We start from the raw sequence: 18,975 nt of genomic DNA, 5'->3' as shown, positions 1-18,975 counted from the left end.
CCACAAAAGCGCTGCCTTGTATAAATACCCAACAATTCGCTGCAAAAACAATCACGAAAGATCAACAGACCCTAGTGCTAATAAATAATCATTCACTGCCATCTTGACGACTTAATTGAGAAGTCTCGTGCCAAAATTGAATTATTTTATGATTGAGTATTGTCATGATAGCGCTATCTTTTTTGTTTTTATTTTTAATTTAAACAACGTCTTACATTCTTTATTGGCGTTTTTGACGTGAATTTTTAACGTTTTTGACGTTTGTTTTCGGTTGCTTAACGTAATTTACGCAAAGTTTTGTGGTTTTTTTAGGCAGAAATTTGTTATCTTTGCCGTGCAGTCTTTTGAAGCGTTATTTTATTAGCTGTTGTGAATTTAGTGGTTGTAAGATGATTGCACCTCATCTTACATAAATTACCCACAGCAAGGATCGCAGTGGTAGCCCTACCAAGGGTAGATAAACGTGGATATTTACAAAGAGCCATTTCCTTTCCTTTGTAATGGTTTGTTAGTAGGGAGCTAGTTTAGCTCCCTTTTTTTTGCTCTGAAATTTGGCTAGACAGCCTAGTTGGTAGTGGCTTATCAGGCGTATTCCTCGCCTGTTACTATTTAATCACGGCAGATAAGCATGCTTTAGTAGGTGTCGCGCAGGTGGGTACAGGATAGAGAGGCCACTATCTCTGCTCGACTGAGCGCTTGTTCTGATTGAAAAAATATCTCTTTTGGCTGGTTGGGCAATAGGGTTAGGCTATTATCACTGAACTTTCCAGGTAATGCTGAGCTTAACTGCACAAAGAAAGCAGGGTAATCTGCTGTTAGCGTTAGGATAAAGCCATTGTCCATCTCACTCACGCACCATTCTACCTTGGCTTGCTCAAGCTCGCAGGCTTTCCACGGTACATTAATATAATCATTTTCAAGTACAATTTGGTGATTACTTGCCTCTGTTAATTTAACGTGCCAAAAATGTTGATTGTCTTCTTCATTTGGTAGCGAGTGAATAACCACACTTTGATCTTTTGGGCTGACAACGTCTAACTCAACTGTTTCTATTACGTCACCTGCAAAGTTGTATTTAACCAGTTCTCCATGGTATTTGGTATCGCTATCAAGATCGCTTATCAGCATCACATTCAACAGTTTCCCTTTTGGCACAAAGGTAACAAGGTTTGGTGCAAAAAAGCGCTTAGCGTGATAATGCAACTGCTTCCATTGGCCGGTATATTCAATACTGGACCAAGATGCTACCGGCCAAACATCATTAAGTTGCCAGTATAATATGCCCATACAAACAGGCTTGGTTGAACGCCAATATTCAGATGCCGTTTTAATAGCTAACGCTTGCTGCACTTGGCTTAAGTAGAGGAAATTCTCAAATCCTTGCGGGAATCGAAACAGGCGGGTAAACATTTCAATAATTTTAGAGTTGCCACCATTGTTGCGTTGGTGCCACTCCATCACTGGTGAAGTAATGTTCCATTGCGACTCTTCAGCATAAGTTTTTACCGTGCTAATTGAAGGAAATGACTGGTAACCAAACTCTGAACAGAATCGAGGGTTTACCTCACGATAAGCAGAGAACGATTTACCACTGTGCCATACGTCCCAAAAATGCATGTCACCCTTATTATCATCGTGCCATGCATCACCAAAATCTAACTCACCATTACAAGGGGAGCTTGGCCAAAAACGACGGCTCGGATCAAGCTGCTCGACCTTATGATCTAACGCTCGGTTTAATCGATCGTAGTTGACTGTATATTTCTGGCGGTTTTCTCGTGATTCGGGATACCAGCCAATTGAACCTATGACCTCGTTATCACCGCACCATAAAGCAATACAGCTATGGTGTTGAAGGCGCTTGAGTTGGTGGTTTAGTTCTCCCTCAACATCGGCAATAAATTCAGGTGTTGATGGATACTGGGCACACGCAAACATTAAATCTTGCCAAACCAATAAACCTTTTTGGTCGCACAGTTGATAAAAGGTATCAGATTCATAAATACCTCCACCCCAGACCCGGAGCATGTTCATATTAGCGGCGACGGCATCACTTAGTAATTGATCAACCTTTTCCACAGTGGCCTTACTAGGCATTGCATCAGCTGGGATCCAGTTGGCTCCCTTGCAAACAATATTTCGTCCATTCACTCTAAATAGCATACTTGAGCCTATTTCATCGGGCTCAGTTATCAGCTCTAATTCTCGTAAGCCAATTTGTTGCTGGATAATTTGATTAGCAACGGTGACAGTTAAATCATAAAGGGGCTGTTCGCCGTACCCTGCAGGCCACCAACGTTGCGGATCAGTAATAACAACATCGAATTTTATCGTGTGTAATCCTTCGTTTACCGTTACCGTTTTCTCAACCTGTTGCTCGCCTAATTGCAAAATAAACGTATGCGTGTCTTCACGATAAGCAAAATACTCAACATTAATGGATAATTGGCAACTATCTTCAGTGAAAACTTGCGTGTTCTCAACATAGCGCAAACTGATATTGTCGATGGGTTTAATCAGTGGTTTTTCGTATAAGCCTGCAACCAATAAACAAATACCCCAGTCCCAACCGGCATGACACTGGGCTTTACGCACTGTGTTCATGTGTGGAACTTGATTATTACCCACAGCCCAAGGCACTGGAAAAGGGAGTTTTTCAGCTCGCTCTGCTGCGATGTCTGCAACAGGGTGGAACAAGATCTCTATTTCATTTTCACCTAAGGTAACCACAGGCTTGATATTGATAATATGACGTTGGAACTGATTACTGGCTTGATAAATTACTTGTTGATTTATCGACACCGTGGCAATGGTATCGAGGGACTCAAGCCATAATTCAAGAGCAGCTTGGTTAAGCTCTGATTCCGAGATAAAAAACGAACGTTTAATTTGCCAAGGTGTCTGTGCCACCCATTGCACTTGGCTCTCATTTTTACTGACATATGGATCTGGGATCTCGTTAGCTAGCAACAAAGCACTGTGTATATCGCCTGGAATGCCTATGTCACATGAAATGTTACGTGAAGAGTCGGAAGATAAGCACCAAGTGCCTGCAAGAGTGATGTTACGTTTCATTCAGCCAGCCTTTCTAAATTACTGATTCATGATATGAACATATCAGAATTGATGGTTTATTCTGGATTCAGTGTCATATTTTCACTGTTGTAATGCAAATTAATGAAAACAAGGGTAATGATAGGGGTTTACCCTCAGTTTTAAGTGGTATTTGTTTTAGCTGTAAAACGTCGCGTTAGGAGGGGAGTGTATCGCGTGTTAAGGAATCGCTAAATTGCCCCACAATTAAGCAGGGCAACAAAGCTTAGTTTGCGTTACAGTGCTTTAAAGCAGTGTGCTGCAGCAGCGATGGTTTTGTCTAAATCTTCTTGGCTATGGGCTAACGATAAAAATCCGGCCTCATAAGCGGAAGGGGCAAGGTAAACCCCTTGTTCTAACATTAAATGGTAGAACGTCTTAAAGCGCTCGATATCACATTGCGTGACTTGCTCATAACGGGTGATTTTTTCCTCGGCAGTAAAGAAAAAGCCAAACATACCGCCAACGTAATTAATTGCTAATGGAATGCCTGCTTCATCTGCAGCTTGTTTAAGCCCTTTGGCTAAGTATTCTGTTTTTTCACTTAAACGCTGATACACACCTGGTTCACACAAAGCATTTAATGCCGCTAAACCTGCACTCATTGCTACAGGGTTACCCGATAACGTACCCGCTTGGTAAACAGGGCCCGTTGGCGCGATGTGATCCATTACCACTTTTTTGCCGCCAAAAGCGCCAACTGGCATACCGCCACCGATTACTTTGCCAAGTGTTGTCAGATCAGGGACAACATTATAATGGGCTTGTGCGCCGCCAAGGGCAACGCGAAAGCCAGTCATTACTTCATCAATGATCAGTAAGGCGCCCGTGTTGTCACAGATAGCACGCAGGCCAGATAAAAAGTCAGCATTCGGTGGAATACAGTTCATATTGCCAGCAACAGGCTCAACAATAATACAGGCAATGTCATCACCGTACTGGTCGAATAATGCTTCAACAGAAGCGAGGTCGTTAAAGCTAGCGGTTAAAGTATGCTTGGCAAAGTCAGCAGGAATGCCTGGCGAACTTGGTTGGCCCAAGGTTAATGCGCCAGAGCCTGCTTTAACTAATAATGAATCAGCATGGCCATGGTAACAGCCTTCAAATTTCACGATTTTATCGCGACCTGTGTAGCCACGAGCTAGACGAATAGCACTCATAGTCGCTTCGGTACCAGAGCTTACCATGCGCACTTGTTCCATCGATGGTACCAGTTGGCGTACTTTTTCGGCCATTTCTACTTCGATCGCGGTTGGCGCGCCAAAACTTAACCCGTTTTCTACTGCTGCGAGCACAGCCTGTTTAATACGGTCATCATTATGGCCAAGTACCATAGGTCCCCAAGAGCCAACGTAATCTATGTAGTCTTTGCCATCTACATCATATATATAGGCACCATTGGCTTTATCGATAAACAAAGGAGAGCCACCAACACCGTTAAATGCACGTACAGGTGAGTTTACGCCGCCCGGGATGACCGTTTTTGCTTGTTCAAATAATTGAGATGACTGGCTCATGTTAGTCCTTGTGACTTCTTCAGAAAATGGTGGGCAATATATCAAAAAAACAAGTTACCTTGCACTGCCGTTGACAATTTATACCATTTCGCAGAGATAAATTTTACAGCGCAAAAAACGGGCTTTTGGTAACATGCTCACGTAATTGGACAAAAAACAAGCGTAAAGGGCTCGTTGGACATTTTATATATAAGCACCTTGAAGTCGTTCGGGTATAAATAAGTGCCATAGACCGAAGAAAATTATAAAAGCACTATAAAATTAAAGAGGTTATCAGCTTGAAAAAGTTAATTCGTTATACTTGGTGGGTGATGTTAGTTGGATTAGGACTCAGTGTTGGCTTCTTAACAGGACAAAAAGGCTATCAAGACACCACCGCCATTATTGAACCTCTACAGTTGAATATCGCGGCGCTCAATGAAAAAAACAATGAGCTTTCTAGTCAGTTAGCGGTCAAAAATACTGCGTTGGAAACTGAGCAAGTCGCATTAGCTGCTATTACACAAAATCTAACGCAAAGCCAAAATGAAATTTTTGAATTACGTAAAGAGCTGGCTTTTTACCAAAAGGTACTATCGCCTGAACTGATGGTGGGGGGGGTGGCAATTGATTCATTGAACTTCTACGCCAATGAAAACCAAGTGTTACGCTATCGTTTGGTCTTAGTGCAATTGGCTAAAGAAAGAGGCGTGATTAAAGGCTCTTCGACGTTTGAAATCAATGGTGTTAATCAACAACAAGAAACCGTGACATTGCCCTTGGCGGAACTATCCCTTAATAAAACGGCTGATATTCCGTTAGACTTTACTTACTTTCAAGTGATTGAGGGAGAAATCCAGCTACCTGAAGGCATGACAGTGGCAAATGTAAAGCTCACCATTAATCTAGATAGTGATAACAGAGGCAAAGCACAATCTTGGTCAGCTGATTATCTGTGGTCTGAAGTGTATGTGCCACTTCCGGATCCTGTCGTGCTCCCTACAGCTGATTTAACGGTGACCACGATGCCAGAAGTCGCCGCTGAACCGAGTATTAGCCCAAGTATGGAATCCAGTACAGAGCCGAGCGGCAAGCCAACCAATGCGCCAAAGGCTGAAGTAAGCGCAGAGCCACAAAAAGACGCAATGACTACAACCGATCCGACTTAGTGATGGAATGATTTTTTGGACATTTTATTAGCGGCTGTCGATGAATACTTGAACTGTTTACTCAGGTATTAGATAATCGAAGTCAGATAGTGAGCTCAGAGGTTACAGATGTCGACAGATGTTGAAACAGCATTACCCATATATTTTAGTGATGCCGCAGCAAAAAAGGTCAAAGTACTGGCTGCAGAAGAAGAAAACCCAAATTTAAATTTGCGTGTTTATGTAACTGGCGGTGGTTGTTCAGGATTCTCTTATGGCTTTACCTTTGATGAAAAGGTGAACGAAGGTGATACCGTTGTCAGTAACGATGGCGTTTCTATGGTAGTAGATTCTATGAGTTTACAGTACCTAGTGGGCGGTACCGTTGATTACACTGAAGGTCTAGAGGGATCGCGCTTTTTAGTCGACAACCCTAATGCTTCGTCAACTTGTGGTTGTGGTTCAAGCTTCAGTATCTAACCAATCATAACGCTGTTACAAACCACCTTCCTAGGTGGTTTTTTTATGCCTGTAATTTTGTATTGGCATAGCCAAGCTTTTTCCCGCTTTATTTTTTCCGCTTTATATTGTGCAAGTTTTATTTTTTTTATTAGATTCCTTTGATTTTAATTTGCTGAGTTGTATTATTCTATTTCATTGTTTTAGCTAGTTATGAGTTCATCAGCCAGTGCTTAATTTATGTTATTCACACTTTCGGTCAGATTGGCAGCCAGCGAATGCAATACCCTATGAAACAGCACAGGGTTAGCCCGCAAAATGTTAAGCACTAACTTTGTGCTTTTGTTTGATGGTTAACACATACAACGGATTAAACGTGACGAAACGTCATTTATCAGTTTTAAGGAGAAACCATGCTTGGCTTTGCTGCTTTTTCAAATTGGCTTGCAACCAGACCCTATATTATTGCGTTAGTATTAACCTTGCTACTATTTGGCTGGATGTGGTCCGGTCATGCTGCTCAAGAAGAGGCAAAGCACCCGGCCAAAGCTGAGGAAGCTGAAGTGGTCTTACCTAAGGTTCGTATCGCTCGTTTTGTGTCGCAAGATGTGGTGAAAGATTTAACGCTATACGGTCGCAGCGAACCAAACCGACAAGCGATGCTCAGTGCCGAAGTCAGTGGTAAGGTAGTTGAAGTATTTGCAAAACGTGGTGCATTAGTTAAGCAAGGCGAGCCAATTGTACGTCTTGAAATAAATGATCGAAAAGAGCAGTTAGCACGTGCTAAAGCATTACTTAAGCAACGGGAAATAGAATATAACGGTGCTAAAAAACTGAATGTGCAGGGTTTTCAGGGTAAAGCTCGATTAGCCGAAGCGGAAGCGGCATTGGTTGATGCGCGCGTTTCGGTTACGAGTTTAACCTTGCAAATTGAAAAAACAACAATCAAAGCGCCCTTTACCGGAATTTTAAATACGCGTCTTGTGGAAGTAGGGGACTTTTTAGGTATTGGCGACCCCATTGCCGAAGTATCCGATATTGACCCTATTATTGTGGTTGGTGATGTCACTGAAAAGGATATTTCTCGAATTCATCTCGGCCAAGAAGCATACAGCCGCTTAGTTAATTACGATAATGTAGCGGGTAAAATTAGTTATATTTCGTCAGTTTCTAACCCTGCCACTAACACTTTTCGCATTGAAGTGGCCATTGATAATCCCGACTTAACTTATCTTGCCGGTTTAAGTGCTGAGCTGAGTATTCCACTTGAGAAAGCGTCCGGTATTAAAGTGACGCCAGCGGTGTTAGCTTTAAATGATCATGGCGATCTCGGGGTTAAAACAGTGGTCGATGAACACGTTGTATTTACCCCCATTAAAATTATCAAAGCAGAGCCTGATGGTGTTTGGTTATCCGGCTTCTCTGGTCCAGTAGATGTCATTACCGTTGGCCAAGGTTTTGTCAATCCAGGTGATAAAGTCATCGCTGTAACGGCGGAGGCTGAACGTGGTTAATATGATAGATGCGGCCCTGAGCCGTGCGCGAACCGTGGTGATGATGCTGCTATTGCTGTTGATAGCAGGCTCGGTCACCTACAACAACATTCCCAAAGAGTCTAACCCAGACATTCAAATTCCCTTTCTCTATGTGTCAGTTCATCACGAAGGGATTTCGCCTGAAGATGCGGAACGTTTACTGTTACGCCCCTTAGAGCAAGAGCTTAAAGGTATTGAGGGGATCAAAGAAATGACCTCAATCGCTTTAGCTAGCCATGGCTCTGTCACCATGGAATTTAATGTTGGTATCGACGTAAAAGAAGCATTAGCTGATGTTAGGGAAAAAGTAAGTTTAGCCAAAGCCAAGTTACCGGATGGCACCGATGAGCCAACGATTCATGAAGTAACGTTTGCCAGTATGAATCCGGCGTTGACTGTGCTTGTTTCGGGCTCGGCGCCAGAGCGTGCGCTAGTGGGACTTAGCCGGGACTTACAAGATAAAATTGAAAGCATGCGTGAAGTGCTAGAGGTTAAATTACAAGGCGATCGTGAAGACATGATGGAAATTATTGTCGATCCCTTGTTACTTGAAAGTTACAACCTAGACACCAGTGATATTTATCAACTTATTTCACGTAATAACCAAATTGTTGCCGCGGGAGACATGGATAACGGGCAGGGGCGCTTTCCGATAAAAGTCCCTTCTGTTTTTAGCAACCTACAAGATATTTACAGATTGCCCATAAAAGTGGATGGCGATACAGTGGTCACCTTTGCCGATGTGGCCAGTATTCGTCGTACCTTTAAAGATCCTGAATCTTTTGCCCGAGTGAATGGCAAAACCACCTTAGCATTAGAAGTGGTTAAACGCCCTGGTGAAAACATGATTTCCACTGTAGAAAAGGTGCGAGCCTTAGTCGCAGAAGAAAGCAAGCAATGGCCATCGAATATTAAGGCTGACTTTGCTGGCGACCAATCCAAAGACGTGAAAAACATGCTTGGCGAGCTGCAAGCCAATGTCAGCTCCGCGATTATCTTGGTGGTCATTGTCATTGTCGCTATTTTAGGTGTACGCAGTGCTGCGTTAGTGGGGATATCAATTCCGGGATCGTTTTTAACTGGTATTTTAATCCTCGCCATTTTTGGTATGACCATTAACATTGTAGTGATGTTTTCCTTGATCATGGCTGTTGGCATGCTGGTGGACGGGGCCATCGTTGTGACAGAATACGCCGATCGTGAAATGTCGGAAGGCATTCCCAAGCAGCAAGCCTATCGTTTAGCCGCCAAGCGCATGGCATGGCCTATCACCGCGTCTACCGCAACCACCCTTGCTGCCTTTGCTCCGTTGCTATTTTGGCCGGGGATCATGGGCGAGTTCATGAAGTATTTACCGCTTACCTTGATCTGCACGTTATTAGCGTCATTGCTAATGGCACTGGTGTTTGTTCCTGCACTTGGCGGTATTTTTGGTAAAGCTCGTCCGGTATCAGAGAAAAATAAGCAAGCGTTACTGCAGGCCGAAACGGGTGATATTTTAACCCTACCGGGATTTACTGGGGTGTATGTTCGCCTACTTAATCGCGCGATAAAATACCCCTTTATGGCCCTAGTCACGGCCTTGGTGACAGCGGTCATTGTTATTTTCCTTTATGGCAATTCTCAATTAGGAGTAACGTTTTTCCCTGATATGGAGCCTCCCGGTTTTAACATCAAGGTTCGCTCGTATGGCGATCTTTCCATCTATGAAAAAGATACCTTAATGGCTGAAGTAGAAGGCAGAATTCTCGGTATTGAGGACATCGACACCTTAGTGGTTAAAACGGGCAGTGGCGGTAATAACGAAGATGATCTTATCGGAACTATTCGAGTTAATTTACTGGATTGGCAACTGCGGCGACCGGCTGATGAAGTCATCGCCGACATTCAGCAGCGCACTGACAATCTTGCTGGTATCACCATGGTGATAAAAAAAGATGAAGGCGGTCCACCATCAGAGAAAGATGTTTCTATTGAAATTAACTCGCGTTTTGCCGAGCTATTAGAGCCTGCCTCTAAGCTGATGCGTGAAAAAATGGTCAACTCGGGTTACTTCGTTAATATCGAAGATAACGGCGATAAACCCGGCATTGAATTTCAGCTAAACGTAAACCGAGCCGATGCCGCACGCTATAGCGCAGATGCAGCGTTAGTCGGCAGCTCTGTACAATTTATTACCTCAGGCTTGAAGCTCGGCGAGTATCGCCCTGATGATGTTGACGATGAGTTGGACATTCGAGTACGTTTTCCTGAGGACAAGCGCAGTCTTGCTCGCCTTGATGAACTCAGAATAAAAACGCCGCAAGGACAAGTCCCGATTACTAACTTTGTAGAATTAAGCCCGGCTCATAAACAGGCGACAATCCATAAAGTGGATGGTAAAAAATCGATCACCATAGGTGCCGATTTAGCCGGAGATTATCAGCTACATGATATTGTTCCTGCGATAGAAGCCGAGCTGGCAAAAATGGACATCGATCCGAGGTTAAGCATTAAAATACGTGGTCAAAATGAGGATGAAGCGGAGTCATCGGCGTTTTTGAGTCAGGCATTTGTTGTTGCTCTATTTGTTATGGCGATTATTTTGGTCACTCAGTTTAATTCTTTTTACCAAGCTGGCCTGATTTTAAGTGCGGTATTGTTCTCAACGGTGGGGGTGTTTTTTGCCCTTTATATCACGCAAAAACCTTTTGGCATTGTCATGTCGGGGATAGGCGTGATTGCCTTGGCTGGGATCGTGGTTAACAACAATATTGTATTGATCGACACTTTCAACTTTCTGCGTGCCAAGGGCATGAACATTAGAGAAGCTATTTTGCGCACTGGAGCGCAGCGTTTACGGCCTGTAATGATGACCACAGTGACAACCGTATTGGGGTTACTGCCAATGGTGTTAGAAACGAATGTTGATATTGTTAATCGAGTCGTGGAGTTTGGCGCGCCAAGTACCCAAATGTGGTCACAGCTGGCGACAGCCATTGCTGGTGGCTTAGCATTTGCAACCATACTTACGTTAGTGCTTACTCCTTGTTTGTTGAAATTGGGCGCGAATGTGTCAAGTTTTTTTCATCGCCGTAAAACCAATAGGGTTGAGGCTAATTTGGTGAGTGAAAGCTAACTGGCAAGCACGAGCCACTAAGGTTTAACTGGTGGCGTTTGCAAAGCGATGCTTAGGCATCGCTTTTTTTTCGTGAAAAGATAATATTTTGTGAATGCTTAGGGTAAAATCGCGCCAATTTCCTACTAAAACACCACAAAGCCATGTTAGCCCAATTTGTATATTTTTCAGATTTACTCGGTTCTATCGTTTTTGCTATTTCCGGCGTACTGGTCGCAGGAAGGCTGAAAATGGATCCCATTGGCGTAGTTGTCCTTGCCTCTGTAACCGCTATTGGTGGCGGTACTATTCGCGATATGGCCATTGGCGCGACCCCAGTATTTTGGATCAATGATACTATCTACCTATACGTGATTTTTGCCACGGCCTTTATTAGTATGCTAACTGCCCGTAAGGCACATCGCCTGCCAAGCTTTTTATTGCCAGTACTTGATGCCTTCGGTTTAGCCCTGTTTACCGTGATTGGCGCTGAAAAAGCCCTATCTTATGAACTGCCGGCTGTTGTTGCTGTTGTTATGGGTGTGATCACCGGTGTGGCGGGCGGCATGATCCGCGATGTATTAGCGGGGCAAATACCATTTGTATTACAAAAAGAAATTTACGCCACGGCGTCCATTTTAGGGGGAGTACTTTACACTGTTAGCTTATACCTAGGATTGGATGATGGCTGGGCACTGGGCATCGCAATGGCTGGTACCTTAAGCCTTCGCTTGGCAGCACTGCGTTGGCATTTATCTCTACCTGTATTTAACTTACGCCGCTAAGCAAAAAGATGAAAATATTAATACGCAGCCTGAAACGTTACGGTTATTATTCATTACTTGCCTGCCTAATGCTGACGTTCAAGGTACAGGGGAATGAGTCGGACAAATTAACCCGAGAGCAATTGGCACAGCATTATATGCAGCTGTTGCTGGCGGGCGACTACCAACACATCGCTCAGTATCTCAATGATAACTCAACATTAGAAGATCGCACCGCGAGTAAAACCTATAAAGGTAAATCAAATATTCTTGAGTTCTGGCAATTAAGTACTCAAGGCATGACGAGCTACCATTTTGAACAGCAACGCTTCTATGTTGCTAAAAAATTGGCTGTGTTTATTGGCGTGTACCATTATCAAGGTGAAGGCAGTTTATACGGTTTTCCAGGTCAGCAGATTGAATTTAGCATCCCGGCGGTGACAGTTCTCACTATCGATGTTGATGAGCAGCGAGTCACCTTGCACCAAGATTTTTTCGATTACGCCAGTTTAGCCCCTAAAATCCAGCTGTGATTTATAAAACTGAGAGCTGAAACGGACGCCTTACGTAGCTAATCAAGCCATCAATAGATAAAATCGTAGCGCCTTATCTGGAATAAATTTGGTATAACTCTGGTTTTAGTCTGATTTAGTGTGGTTTAAATGTCATTTAGTGCCTTTTTTAAGAAAAAACATCTACTTCTTAGTTTGTCTTTATTTGCATTGCTGTTTTTAATTCTGCGCATACCAGTGCAAAGTGCCAGTGTAGAAAACGTTGCCATGGCCTCAACCACGACCAGTGTGTTATCCCATCAAGATTTAAATGAGTTGCTTGAGCCCGGCGAGCAAAAATATGTCATAGGTGAGAAGTACCCGCTTCCTTTGGTGCTAGAGCCAGACACGGTAAAAAAAGCAAATCCAACTATCTCTACGACTAAATCGCCCTCTACGGATCTGCTTACAGAGACCATCACCGTGGAGCAAGGTGATAGTTTAGCCGTTATTTTTCAGCGCGCAGGCTTAAGTGCCAAAACATTGTTTCGTATTGATAATCTAGGTGGTGACGCACACAAACTACGTCGCATTCACCCCGGTGAAAAAATAGAGTTCACTCTTACTTCTGAAGGGAAATTTCACCGCTTACGTTACCCTTATAACAGCACTGAAACCTTAGTGGTTAATAAAGAGACTAAAGGCTTTAGTGCTAATATTGAAACCTTAACCCTCGAAGCGCGCACCGAATTTATCCGCGCCGACATTGTCTCTAGCTTCTGGAACGCAGGCATGAACAGTGGCCTTGAAGTAGGGGTTATTATGGATCTTGCTAATATTTTTGGCTGGGATGTAGACTTTGCCTTGGATATTAGACAGGGAGATAGCTTTGCAGTGCTTTATGAGCGTCTTTACCATGAAGGTGAGTTTGTAAAAACAGGCAAAATACTTGCGGCTGAATTTATTAACCAAGGTGAGGTGTTTCAAGCCGTGCGCAGTGAAGATGGCAGTTTTTACACCCCTGACGGTAAAGCCATGCGCAAAGCCTTTTTACGTGCGCCAGTAAACTTTAAATACATTAGTTCTAGCTTTAACCCGAAACGTCGCCACCCAGTTACAGGTAAAATTCGCGCCCATCGCGGCATTGATTACGCTGCCCGTACTGGTACTCCAGTTGTATCAGCAGGTGACGGCAAGGTAATCACCTCTGGTTACAACAAATTTAATGGTAACTATGTGGTGATCAAGCATAGCTCAAGCTACATCACTAAATACCTGCATTTAAATAAGCGTTTTGTTAAGCAAAACCAGCGCGTTAAACAAGGTGATAAAATTGGCACTGTCGGTGCAACAGGGCGGGTTACCGGGGCGCATTTACATTATGAATTTTTGGTTAACGGTGTACACACTAACCCCAAAACGGTGAAACTCCCGCAAGCTGAATCATTATCAGGCCAAGCCAGAGATGAGTTTATCGCTTATTCAACGCCTTACATCTCGGCATTGAACACGCAAAACCGCCTAATGCTCGCCAATAACTAAGTCTTCTGTATCCGTTTCATGGCGGTTAAACTGCCATGAAACGCCTTTCTAGTTAACCTATAAATATCCCTCGCTTGCGTAAAATTTCCCCGCTATAATCCGCCGCCGGCAATTGGCTGGTCACTTTCTTGGAGCTACACATCTTGGGTAAACTGATACTCAAACCTCGCCGTTACCTGCACTTGGTATGGCTCGCTTTATTGCTAAACGCCTGCGCCGCCCCACTGCTGTTAATGACCCCTCAAGGTCAGTTAATGTGGGCACTAATGAAACCGTTAGTAGGGTTAGACCCTAATGACGTTAACTTGTTAGAGCAACCCCTGATTAAAAACCGGATGGAGCCATTACTGGGCGAGCACTACCAGACCGCGGTAAGCCTGCTTAAAACGGCTGACGAAATTCAGCAGCAAGGGCCGCTGTATTATGTAATTTCCAACCATACTCCCGTTCCAGAGTTAGCGGAAAAAGCGGGTTTGGTATGGAATGCTGACACCAACCAAATGGCAGTGATGTTGCTAACAGGTGGCTCACCGCAAGTGTTTGCCGAGCAATTGCTCAATCAGCAGATGGAAGAAATTGTGCCGATATGGCCAACAGAATTATTGCAATACACCGATCCAAAAATACTGCAGCAAAAGGCCGCAGAGCAGTTAATTAAGCGTCAGCAAGATGCCGAAGCCGAATTAATTAAACAGGCACAAGCACAAATTCATGCGGGAGGGAAATTAGTTACCGAGCAAGTTTTGCCGCTAGAATTTAACGAGCTACCCTTAGAAGAGTTACTTGAGGCGCAAAGTGCAATGCCAGAGTAACAGGCCCATTTTCTAGCCGCCTTAATTAATCTCCAGTCTGGTTAAGGGTATTACCAATGGATATCGTATGAATGGGTAGCAAAATGTCGTTTTCAGGGATGAAAACGCGGATCGTATAGAGATATATTCATCGCGTTTTTAAGGATTATTCATGCGACATGACTTATCCAAAGCTCATGTTAATTAACAAATAGGCGGCGTCACTCGCGACTTATTCCACGTTTAGTTTGATGAAAACTCAAGCAAAACTGATTATCATAGTGGCCAATAATCAAGCTTCTAATAGTAGGAATGAAAATGGATATTCAACGTATTAACCCAGATGTGCGCTGGTCCGACGTGACTGTATTTAACGGCATTGCCCATTTTGTTGAAGTGCCAGAAGGTGACTTATCGGCAGGTATTTCCGCACAAGTGCAACAAGTGCTGGCGCAAGCTGAAGAAAGGCTAGCGAGCATTAATAGCGACAAAACCCGCATACTATCAGTGACTATTTACATTACGGATTTTGCTAACCTAGCAGCGTTAAATGAAATTTGGGACGCTTGGTTTCCAGCTGGCACCGCGCCAAGTCGTGCCTGTGTTAAAGCCGAACTGGCCGACCCTAACTATTTAGTCGAAATGGCGTTTGTGGCTGCCGCCAAATAGCCGAACATAGCGTGAAAACCTCTTTTAATCTGTGCCATAACCAGTATGAAAAAGTCAGTAAAACTATCTACACTTAAAACTACGTGTTAACGGTTTATGTGCTACCAACTGCTTATCGTCAATGAAAGAGGTGTATATGTTAGGTGAAAATCATTCACTCCGAGCTGAATTTCCAGAACATTTGTCAACCATTAGTGATTTGATTGCCAGCGACGAAAACTTTGCTGAGCAGGTCAAAAAGTACGACTCCCTTGATAAAGAAATTCGAGTGCTCGAACTTAATGGCGCCCCCATTGGTGACCAAGCCATGAACCAACTTAAACTGGATCGTACCGAGCTGAAAGATTGGCTGTTTCTGCAGCTAAACAAAGCCTAATGAAACACATGAGAGCCAGAGTGGCTCTCTTTTTTATCGTAAAGGGTCGCAGGGATCTGTCTCTATCCCCTTAGTGTTTTTACCCTTACAACGACGCTTTTATTACAAACATGTTATTCATTTAGACAGCAGGTTTAAACAAAGCTGAAGCTCGTTGAGTTAAATGAAATGGAGCTTAAGGAGCGCTGATGACCCCGAACCCTGTCGACTTAATGACGTTAGTCGTATATCAAGTTTGGTATGTGTTGCCCATCCTCATTTTTATCTTAGTGCTAAAAAGCCGCTGGTTTAAAGGCCGGTTGGGGGAGTTTATTGTTAACCGCATGTTAGCCACTTTGCCCAAAGCCCATTACACCCTCGTTAAGGATGTAACATTAGCGACGGTCGATGGCAGCACGCAAATTGATCATATATTAGTTTCGTCATTTGGTGTGTTTGTTATTGAAACTAAAAACATCACAGGTTGGATCTTTGGCTCAGCCAAGCAGCGCCAGTGGACTCAGCAAATTTATCGCCACAAAAAACAGTTTCAAAACCCACTACATCAAAACTACAAACACCTTAAAACTTTGCAAGCCATACTCAATCTGCCTGATCATGCTATCCACTCGCTGGTGATTTTTATTGGCAATAGTCAATTTAAAACCCCGATGCCAGCTAACGTTACCTATGCTCGCGGCGGTTTACGTTATATAAAATCTTTTTCCGATAGAGTTCTTACACAAGCTCAAGTAAGGGATATTGTCGCGTTAATTAGCACTCATCAACTTAGCAAAGGGCTTAAAACCAATCACGCCCACAACCAGCATGTTAATAGCCTCAAAGCAAAGCCTCAGGTGAGTAAGCAGTCTGTTACTAACCAGCCATGTCCTAAGTGTGGCTCGCCGATGTTGATCAGAAAGGCCAAGCGCGGCAACCAAATAGGTAATCAGTTTTGGGGTTGTAGCCAGTTTCCAACATGTCGCAGTACCTTAAAGTATTAAGCCTAAGTTAGCGCTGTGGTTTACTTGGTACTTGTGTCTCTCTTTGTATGGAAATAGACCCGTTTAGCGCTAATGGCGTGCTTACACCTTTATATTTAGTGTTGGTTTGTTGTTCATGCCAGATGTTTTTGTCGTATAACATTATTCCCCGCCGTTTTGTCGGAAAATAACATGGCTTAAATCAAACACCTTGTAATGTGTTGTTTACAATATAAAAAATCAATGGGATTATTCAGGCCATGTTATAGACGCCGTTTTGGGGTGTTTAATCACCCCATTTTGGGATCTAAGAAGCTGTTAAGCCATAAATAAGGACGTATTTCAAATAATGTATGCAGTTATAATATATGGATTTCCATTAACTTTATTAGGGTTTGAATGGGGATTGCGGACGATGCTAACCGTTGATTCCACTGGTTTCGCTGGACCAACTCTTGCGGCTGCGGGTTTATCATTTTTAATGCCGTTGATTAAACCTAAGCAAAAAACAATACCTGGCCATGAAGACGTTATTGCCATGTCAAGAACTGAAGCAGCCTTCATGCCGTTTCTATGGTTATTTGTACTGGCTTTCCTTTTTTGTTGGACTTGGTCCTGTTATATGTCTTTAAAGTTTCCACTGGATAAGACTTTAGGTTTCGATAGTCATATGGTGATTGGTGGCGTGCTGTATAGCACCAGCTTAATATTGACCGGTATTAAGGAGAAGGTGTAATGGAAGAGCTACTAACTTTACTAGCCGCTGGTTCATTGATTCCCGCCATTTCGTTTTTGGTAAAAAAACTTATCATAGATAAAGCGTTCGAAGTTATGGAGGGCGAAATTTCAATAAAAGATAAAAATGGAAAAGAACTTAAGTTTATAGCCAGATCAAATATATCCAACGAAGATGTTAAAATAATCTTTGAGGAAGAATTGAATTTTGAGGCAGAGGTAAGGAAAAATATTAATAAATTTATTAATGTTCACAACAAGATTAATTTTGAATTATCCGATGGTAAATATATTGATTTTCTTCTTTCTTATGACGATAAAAAAATTGGTATTGAAGCGAAATCAAATGCCAGTAGATTTAAGGCAAAGTGGATTTCAGACTATTTCAAAGAAAGCAGCGAAATAGATGAATTAATAATGATTTTAGATTCAAAAATCCCAGAAAGTTTTCTTAAGGAGGTTGCTAATCTTGATAGCAGTAAAAAGGTTAAGTTTATATCCTCACCAAGAGGAAAAGGGCTGGCAAAGTCAATAAGTAATGTCTTAGAGGCTGACTTAGGGCTTAACAAAGCATTGCATCGGACAAGCCGCTGAATGCGGCGTTAAGAGCATGAGTTAATAATGAGACAACCTTTTTCTATAAATGCATTTCTTTACCGTGTTGAAGAAGGGAGTATTCGATTCCTTTTGCTGAAACGAGTTCAACGTTCAGAGTTTAGTCTGCCTGCTTTCTGGCAAGGCGTTACTGGCGGCATGGAAGAAGGCGAAACGTTTGAAGAAGCAGCTGCTAGAGAAGTATTTGAAGAAACTGGTTATAAGCCAAATTTGATTGAGGCTGTAGGTTTCGAGTACTCATTTCTCATTAAGGATGAATGGCGCGATTCTTACGGTTCAGAGCCGACCGAAATAATAGAAAAAGTATACTGTGCCAAAGTTGAAGGTGAACCACAGTTATCAGCTGAACACAGCGAATATAAATGGGTTTCAGAATCTGAAGCTAAAGAGTTGATGCACTTCAATACCAATAAGCTGGCACTTGAAGCAGTAAATAAATGGCTTAGCTCTTAACAAGCCAAGGTTGATCATGCCCGCCAAAACCGCTCCGCGGCGGGCATCGGACTCACTATCGTTCGCCGCAACTTAGGAGAGTTAGAATTCACTCGTAATTTTACAATACCATGCAAAGGATATGTTTGTGCTTACTGAAAATCAGCAAAATAAATATGAAGAGTTTTATGAATCTACTCATGAGAATGAGTTTCTAGATTCAAAGACAGAGGTTCTTGTTGGGCTGGCTGCGTCAATCGCTATGAATTGCAAACCTTGTACAAGTTACTATTTACATCAGGCAAAAAAAGTAAACATTGTAAAAGGTGAAATATCTGAAGTAATCGCAAAAGTTATGGCTGTTTCGGCTGGTCAAAAAAGATTACAAACAAGTGCGGTTTTAAAGGAACATAAAATTGATCTTGATAGCTTCACTTAATATTCCATAAAGGCATTCAAATGTAACAAAAACAGTGATTTAAGTTTATTTTCGCTACACGTTATAACCCGCTTTTTTAGTCCAATTATTGCGGCGCTGGTGGCTCCTATCATAATTTAAGCATCGCTGTTTGATGGGTCACCCGTATGTATTCGTAGATTGCCCACTCTATATCCGGGCTACTTCTTCGGTGCTCCCGCCGCCTTAGCACCTCTTTTGCGGTAACTATTCACCAGGAGCAGCTTGACACCCCAAAATTTTTTTCGTGACCACTCTCACTCGATCTTAAATATCCCTTGAGCGATCCTTTTCTGGTGTCATTCTTATCCGA

Annotated in this window: 17 protein-coding genes; 15 read left to right on the top strand and 2 right to left on the bottom strand. The window is 42.9% G+C overall.

Annotated features, from left to right (window positions below; genetic code table 11):
- Window positions 1–633 precede the first annotated feature (633 nt).
- Window positions 634–3,075 carry a glycoside hydrolase family 2 protein gene (locus K1M91_RS20320; RefSeq protein WP_232804090.1) on the bottom strand — a complete coding sequence of 814 codons (2,442 nt, stop codon included), beginning with the start codon at window positions 3,073–3,075 and terminating at the stop codon, window positions 634–636.
- A 254-nt stretch (window positions 3,076–3,329) separates the two neighbouring features.
- Window positions 3,330–4,610: a glutamate-1-semialdehyde 2,1-aminomutase gene (gene hemL / locus K1M91_RS20315; RefSeq protein ID WP_232804089.1), complete on the bottom strand. Its 1,281-nt coding sequence runs from the start codon at window positions 4,608–4,610 to the stop codon at window positions 3,330–3,332.
- Between the two features lie 278 nt (window positions 4,611–4,888).
- On the opposite strand from hemL, the gene K1M91_RS20310 reads away from it, so the two are divergent.
- The 15 genes from K1M91_RS20310 (at window position 4,889) to K1M91_RS20240 (ending at window position 18,644) form a co-directional block, all read left to right on the top strand.
- Window positions 4,889–5,758 carry a DUF6776 family protein gene (locus K1M91_RS20310; protein ID WP_232804088.1) on the top strand — a complete coding sequence of 290 codons (870 nt, stop codon included), beginning with the start codon at window positions 4,889–4,891 and terminating at the stop codon, window positions 5,756–5,758.
- 108 nt (window positions 5,759–5,866) lie between these two features.
- Window positions 5,867–6,217 (top strand): iron-sulfur cluster insertion protein ErpA, encoded by a 351-nt coding sequence (gene erpA, locus K1M91_RS20305; RefSeq protein ID WP_232804087.1) that lies wholly within the window; start codon window positions 5,867–5,869, stop codon window positions 6,215–6,217.
- A gap of 392 nt (window positions 6,218–6,609) precedes the next feature.
- Window positions 6,610–7,710, top strand: coding sequence for an efflux RND transporter periplasmic adaptor subunit (locus K1M91_RS20300; protein ID WP_232804086.1), 1,101 nt, complete (start codon window positions 6,610–6,612; stop codon window positions 7,708–7,710).
- On the top strand, window positions 7,703–10,849 hold the full coding sequence (locus tag K1M91_RS20295; protein WP_232804085.1) for an efflux RND transporter permease subunit: 3,147 nt from the start codon (window positions 7,703–7,705) through the stop codon (window positions 10,847–10,849). Before K1M91_RS20300 ends, K1M91_RS20295 begins: the two co-directional genes overlap by 8 nt.
- Window positions 10,850–10,992: 143 nt before the next feature.
- Window positions 10,993–11,613: a trimeric intracellular cation channel family protein gene (locus K1M91_RS20290; RefSeq protein ID WP_232804084.1), complete on the top strand. Its 621-nt coding sequence runs from the start codon at window positions 10,993–10,995 to the stop codon at window positions 11,611–11,613.
- Between the two features lie 8 nt (window positions 11,614–11,621).
- The gene (locus K1M91_RS20285; protein WP_232804083.1) at window positions 11,622–12,125 is read left to right on the top strand and encodes a nuclear transport factor 2 family protein; all 504 of its coding nucleotides are present in this window, start codon (window positions 11,622–11,624) and stop codon (window positions 12,123–12,125) included.
- A gap of 129 nt (window positions 12,126–12,254) precedes the next feature.
- On the top strand, window positions 12,255–13,625 hold the full coding sequence (locus K1M91_RS20280) for a peptidoglycan DD-metalloendopeptidase family protein (protein WP_232804082.1): 1,371 nt from the start codon (window positions 12,255–12,257) through the stop codon (window positions 13,623–13,625).
- A 143-nt stretch (window positions 13,626–13,768) separates the two neighbouring features.
- Window positions 13,769–14,437, top strand: coding sequence for a hypothetical protein (locus tag K1M91_RS20275; protein WP_232804081.1), 669 nt, complete (start codon window positions 13,769–13,771; stop codon window positions 14,435–14,437).
- A 297-nt stretch (window positions 14,438–14,734) separates the two neighbouring features.
- Window positions 14,735–15,085, top strand: a complete 351-nt coding sequence (locus K1M91_RS20270) for a RidA family protein (RefSeq protein WP_232804080.1) — start codon at window positions 14,735–14,737, stop codon at window positions 15,083–15,085.
- A gap of 136 nt (window positions 15,086–15,221) precedes the next feature.
- Window positions 15,222–15,461 (top strand): YdcH family protein, encoded by a 240-nt coding sequence (locus K1M91_RS20265; protein ID WP_232804079.1) that lies wholly within the window; start codon window positions 15,222–15,224, stop codon window positions 15,459–15,461.
- A gap of 188 nt (window positions 15,462–15,649) precedes the next feature.
- Window positions 15,650–16,444, top strand: a complete 795-nt coding sequence (locus K1M91_RS20260) for an NERD domain-containing protein (RefSeq protein WP_232804078.1) — start codon at window positions 15,650–15,652, stop codon at window positions 16,442–16,444.
- 328 nt (window positions 16,445–16,772) lie between these two features.
- Window positions 16,773–17,159, top strand: a complete 387-nt coding sequence (locus tag K1M91_RS20255) for a hypothetical protein (protein WP_232804077.1) — start codon at window positions 16,773–16,775, stop codon at window positions 17,157–17,159.
- Window positions 17,159–17,752 (top strand): hypothetical protein, encoded by a 594-nt coding sequence (locus K1M91_RS20250; protein ID WP_232804076.1) that lies wholly within the window; start codon window positions 17,159–17,161, stop codon window positions 17,750–17,752. The genes K1M91_RS20255 and K1M91_RS20250 overlap by 1 nt, the downstream gene beginning before the upstream one ends.
- Before the next feature lie 27 nt (window positions 17,753–17,779).
- Window positions 17,780–18,226: an NUDIX domain-containing protein gene (locus K1M91_RS20245; RefSeq protein ID WP_232804075.1), complete on the top strand. Its 447-nt coding sequence runs from the start codon at window positions 17,780–17,782 to the stop codon at window positions 18,224–18,226.
- A gap of 127 nt (window positions 18,227–18,353) precedes the next feature.
- Window positions 18,354–18,644: a carboxymuconolactone decarboxylase family protein gene (locus tag K1M91_RS20240; protein ID WP_232804074.1), complete on the top strand. Its 291-nt coding sequence runs from the start codon at window positions 18,354–18,356 to the stop codon at window positions 18,642–18,644.
- The last annotated feature ends 331 nt before the right edge of the window (window positions 18,645–18,975 follow it).

Origin of the sequence: Motilimonas sp. E26, assembly GCF_021278025.1 — a bacterium.
GTDB lineage: Bacteria > Pseudomonadota > Gammaproteobacteria > Enterobacterales > CBDFNC01 > Motilimonas.
The sequence above is the reverse complement of the archived record's forward strand: the minus strand, read 5'-3'. Positions and strand labels throughout refer to the sequence as shown.

Coding starts and splice junctions, on each gene's coding strand:
- K1M91_RS20280 (WP_232804082.1), top strand. CDS start 12,255: ATGTCATTTAGTGCCTTTTTTAAGAAAAAACATCTACTTCTTAGTTTG.
- K1M91_RS20265 (WP_232804079.1), top strand. CDS start 15,222: ATGTTAGGTGAAAATCATTCACTCCGAGCTGAATTTCCAGAACATTTG.
- K1M91_RS20300 (WP_232804086.1), top strand. CDS start 6,610: ATGCTTGGCTTTGCTGCTTTTTCAAATTGGCTTGCAACCAGACCCTAT.
- K1M91_RS20290 (WP_232804084.1), top strand. CDS start 10,993: ATGTTAGCCCAATTTGTATATTTTTCAGATTTACTCGGTTCTATCGTT.
- hemL (WP_232804089.1), bottom strand. CDS start 4,610: ATGAGCCAGTCATCTCAATTATTTGAACAAGCAAAAACGGTCATCCCG.
- K1M91_RS20260 (WP_232804078.1), top strand. CDS start 15,650: ATGACCCCGAACCCTGTCGACTTAATGACGTTAGTCGTATATCAAGTT.
- K1M91_RS20250 (WP_232804076.1), top strand. CDS start 17,159: ATGGAAGAGCTACTAACTTTACTAGCCGCTGGTTCATTGATTCCCGCC.
- K1M91_RS20245 (WP_232804075.1), top strand. CDS start 17,780: ATGAGACAACCTTTTTCTATAAATGCATTTCTTTACCGTGTTGAAGAA.
- K1M91_RS20270 (WP_232804080.1), top strand. CDS start 14,735: ATGGATATTCAACGTATTAACCCAGATGTGCGCTGGTCCGACGTGACT.
- K1M91_RS20255 (WP_232804077.1), top strand. CDS start 16,773: ATGTATGCAGTTATAATATATGGATTTCCATTAACTTTATTAGGGTTT.
- K1M91_RS20285 (WP_232804083.1), top strand. CDS start 11,622: ATGAAAATATTAATACGCAGCCTGAAACGTTACGGTTATTATTCATTA.
- K1M91_RS20320 (WP_232804090.1), bottom strand. CDS start 3,075: ATGAAACGTAACATCACTCTTGCAGGCACTTGGTGCTTATCTTCCGAC.
- erpA (WP_232804087.1), top strand. CDS start 5,867: ATGTCGACAGATGTTGAAACAGCATTACCCATATATTTTAGTGATGCC.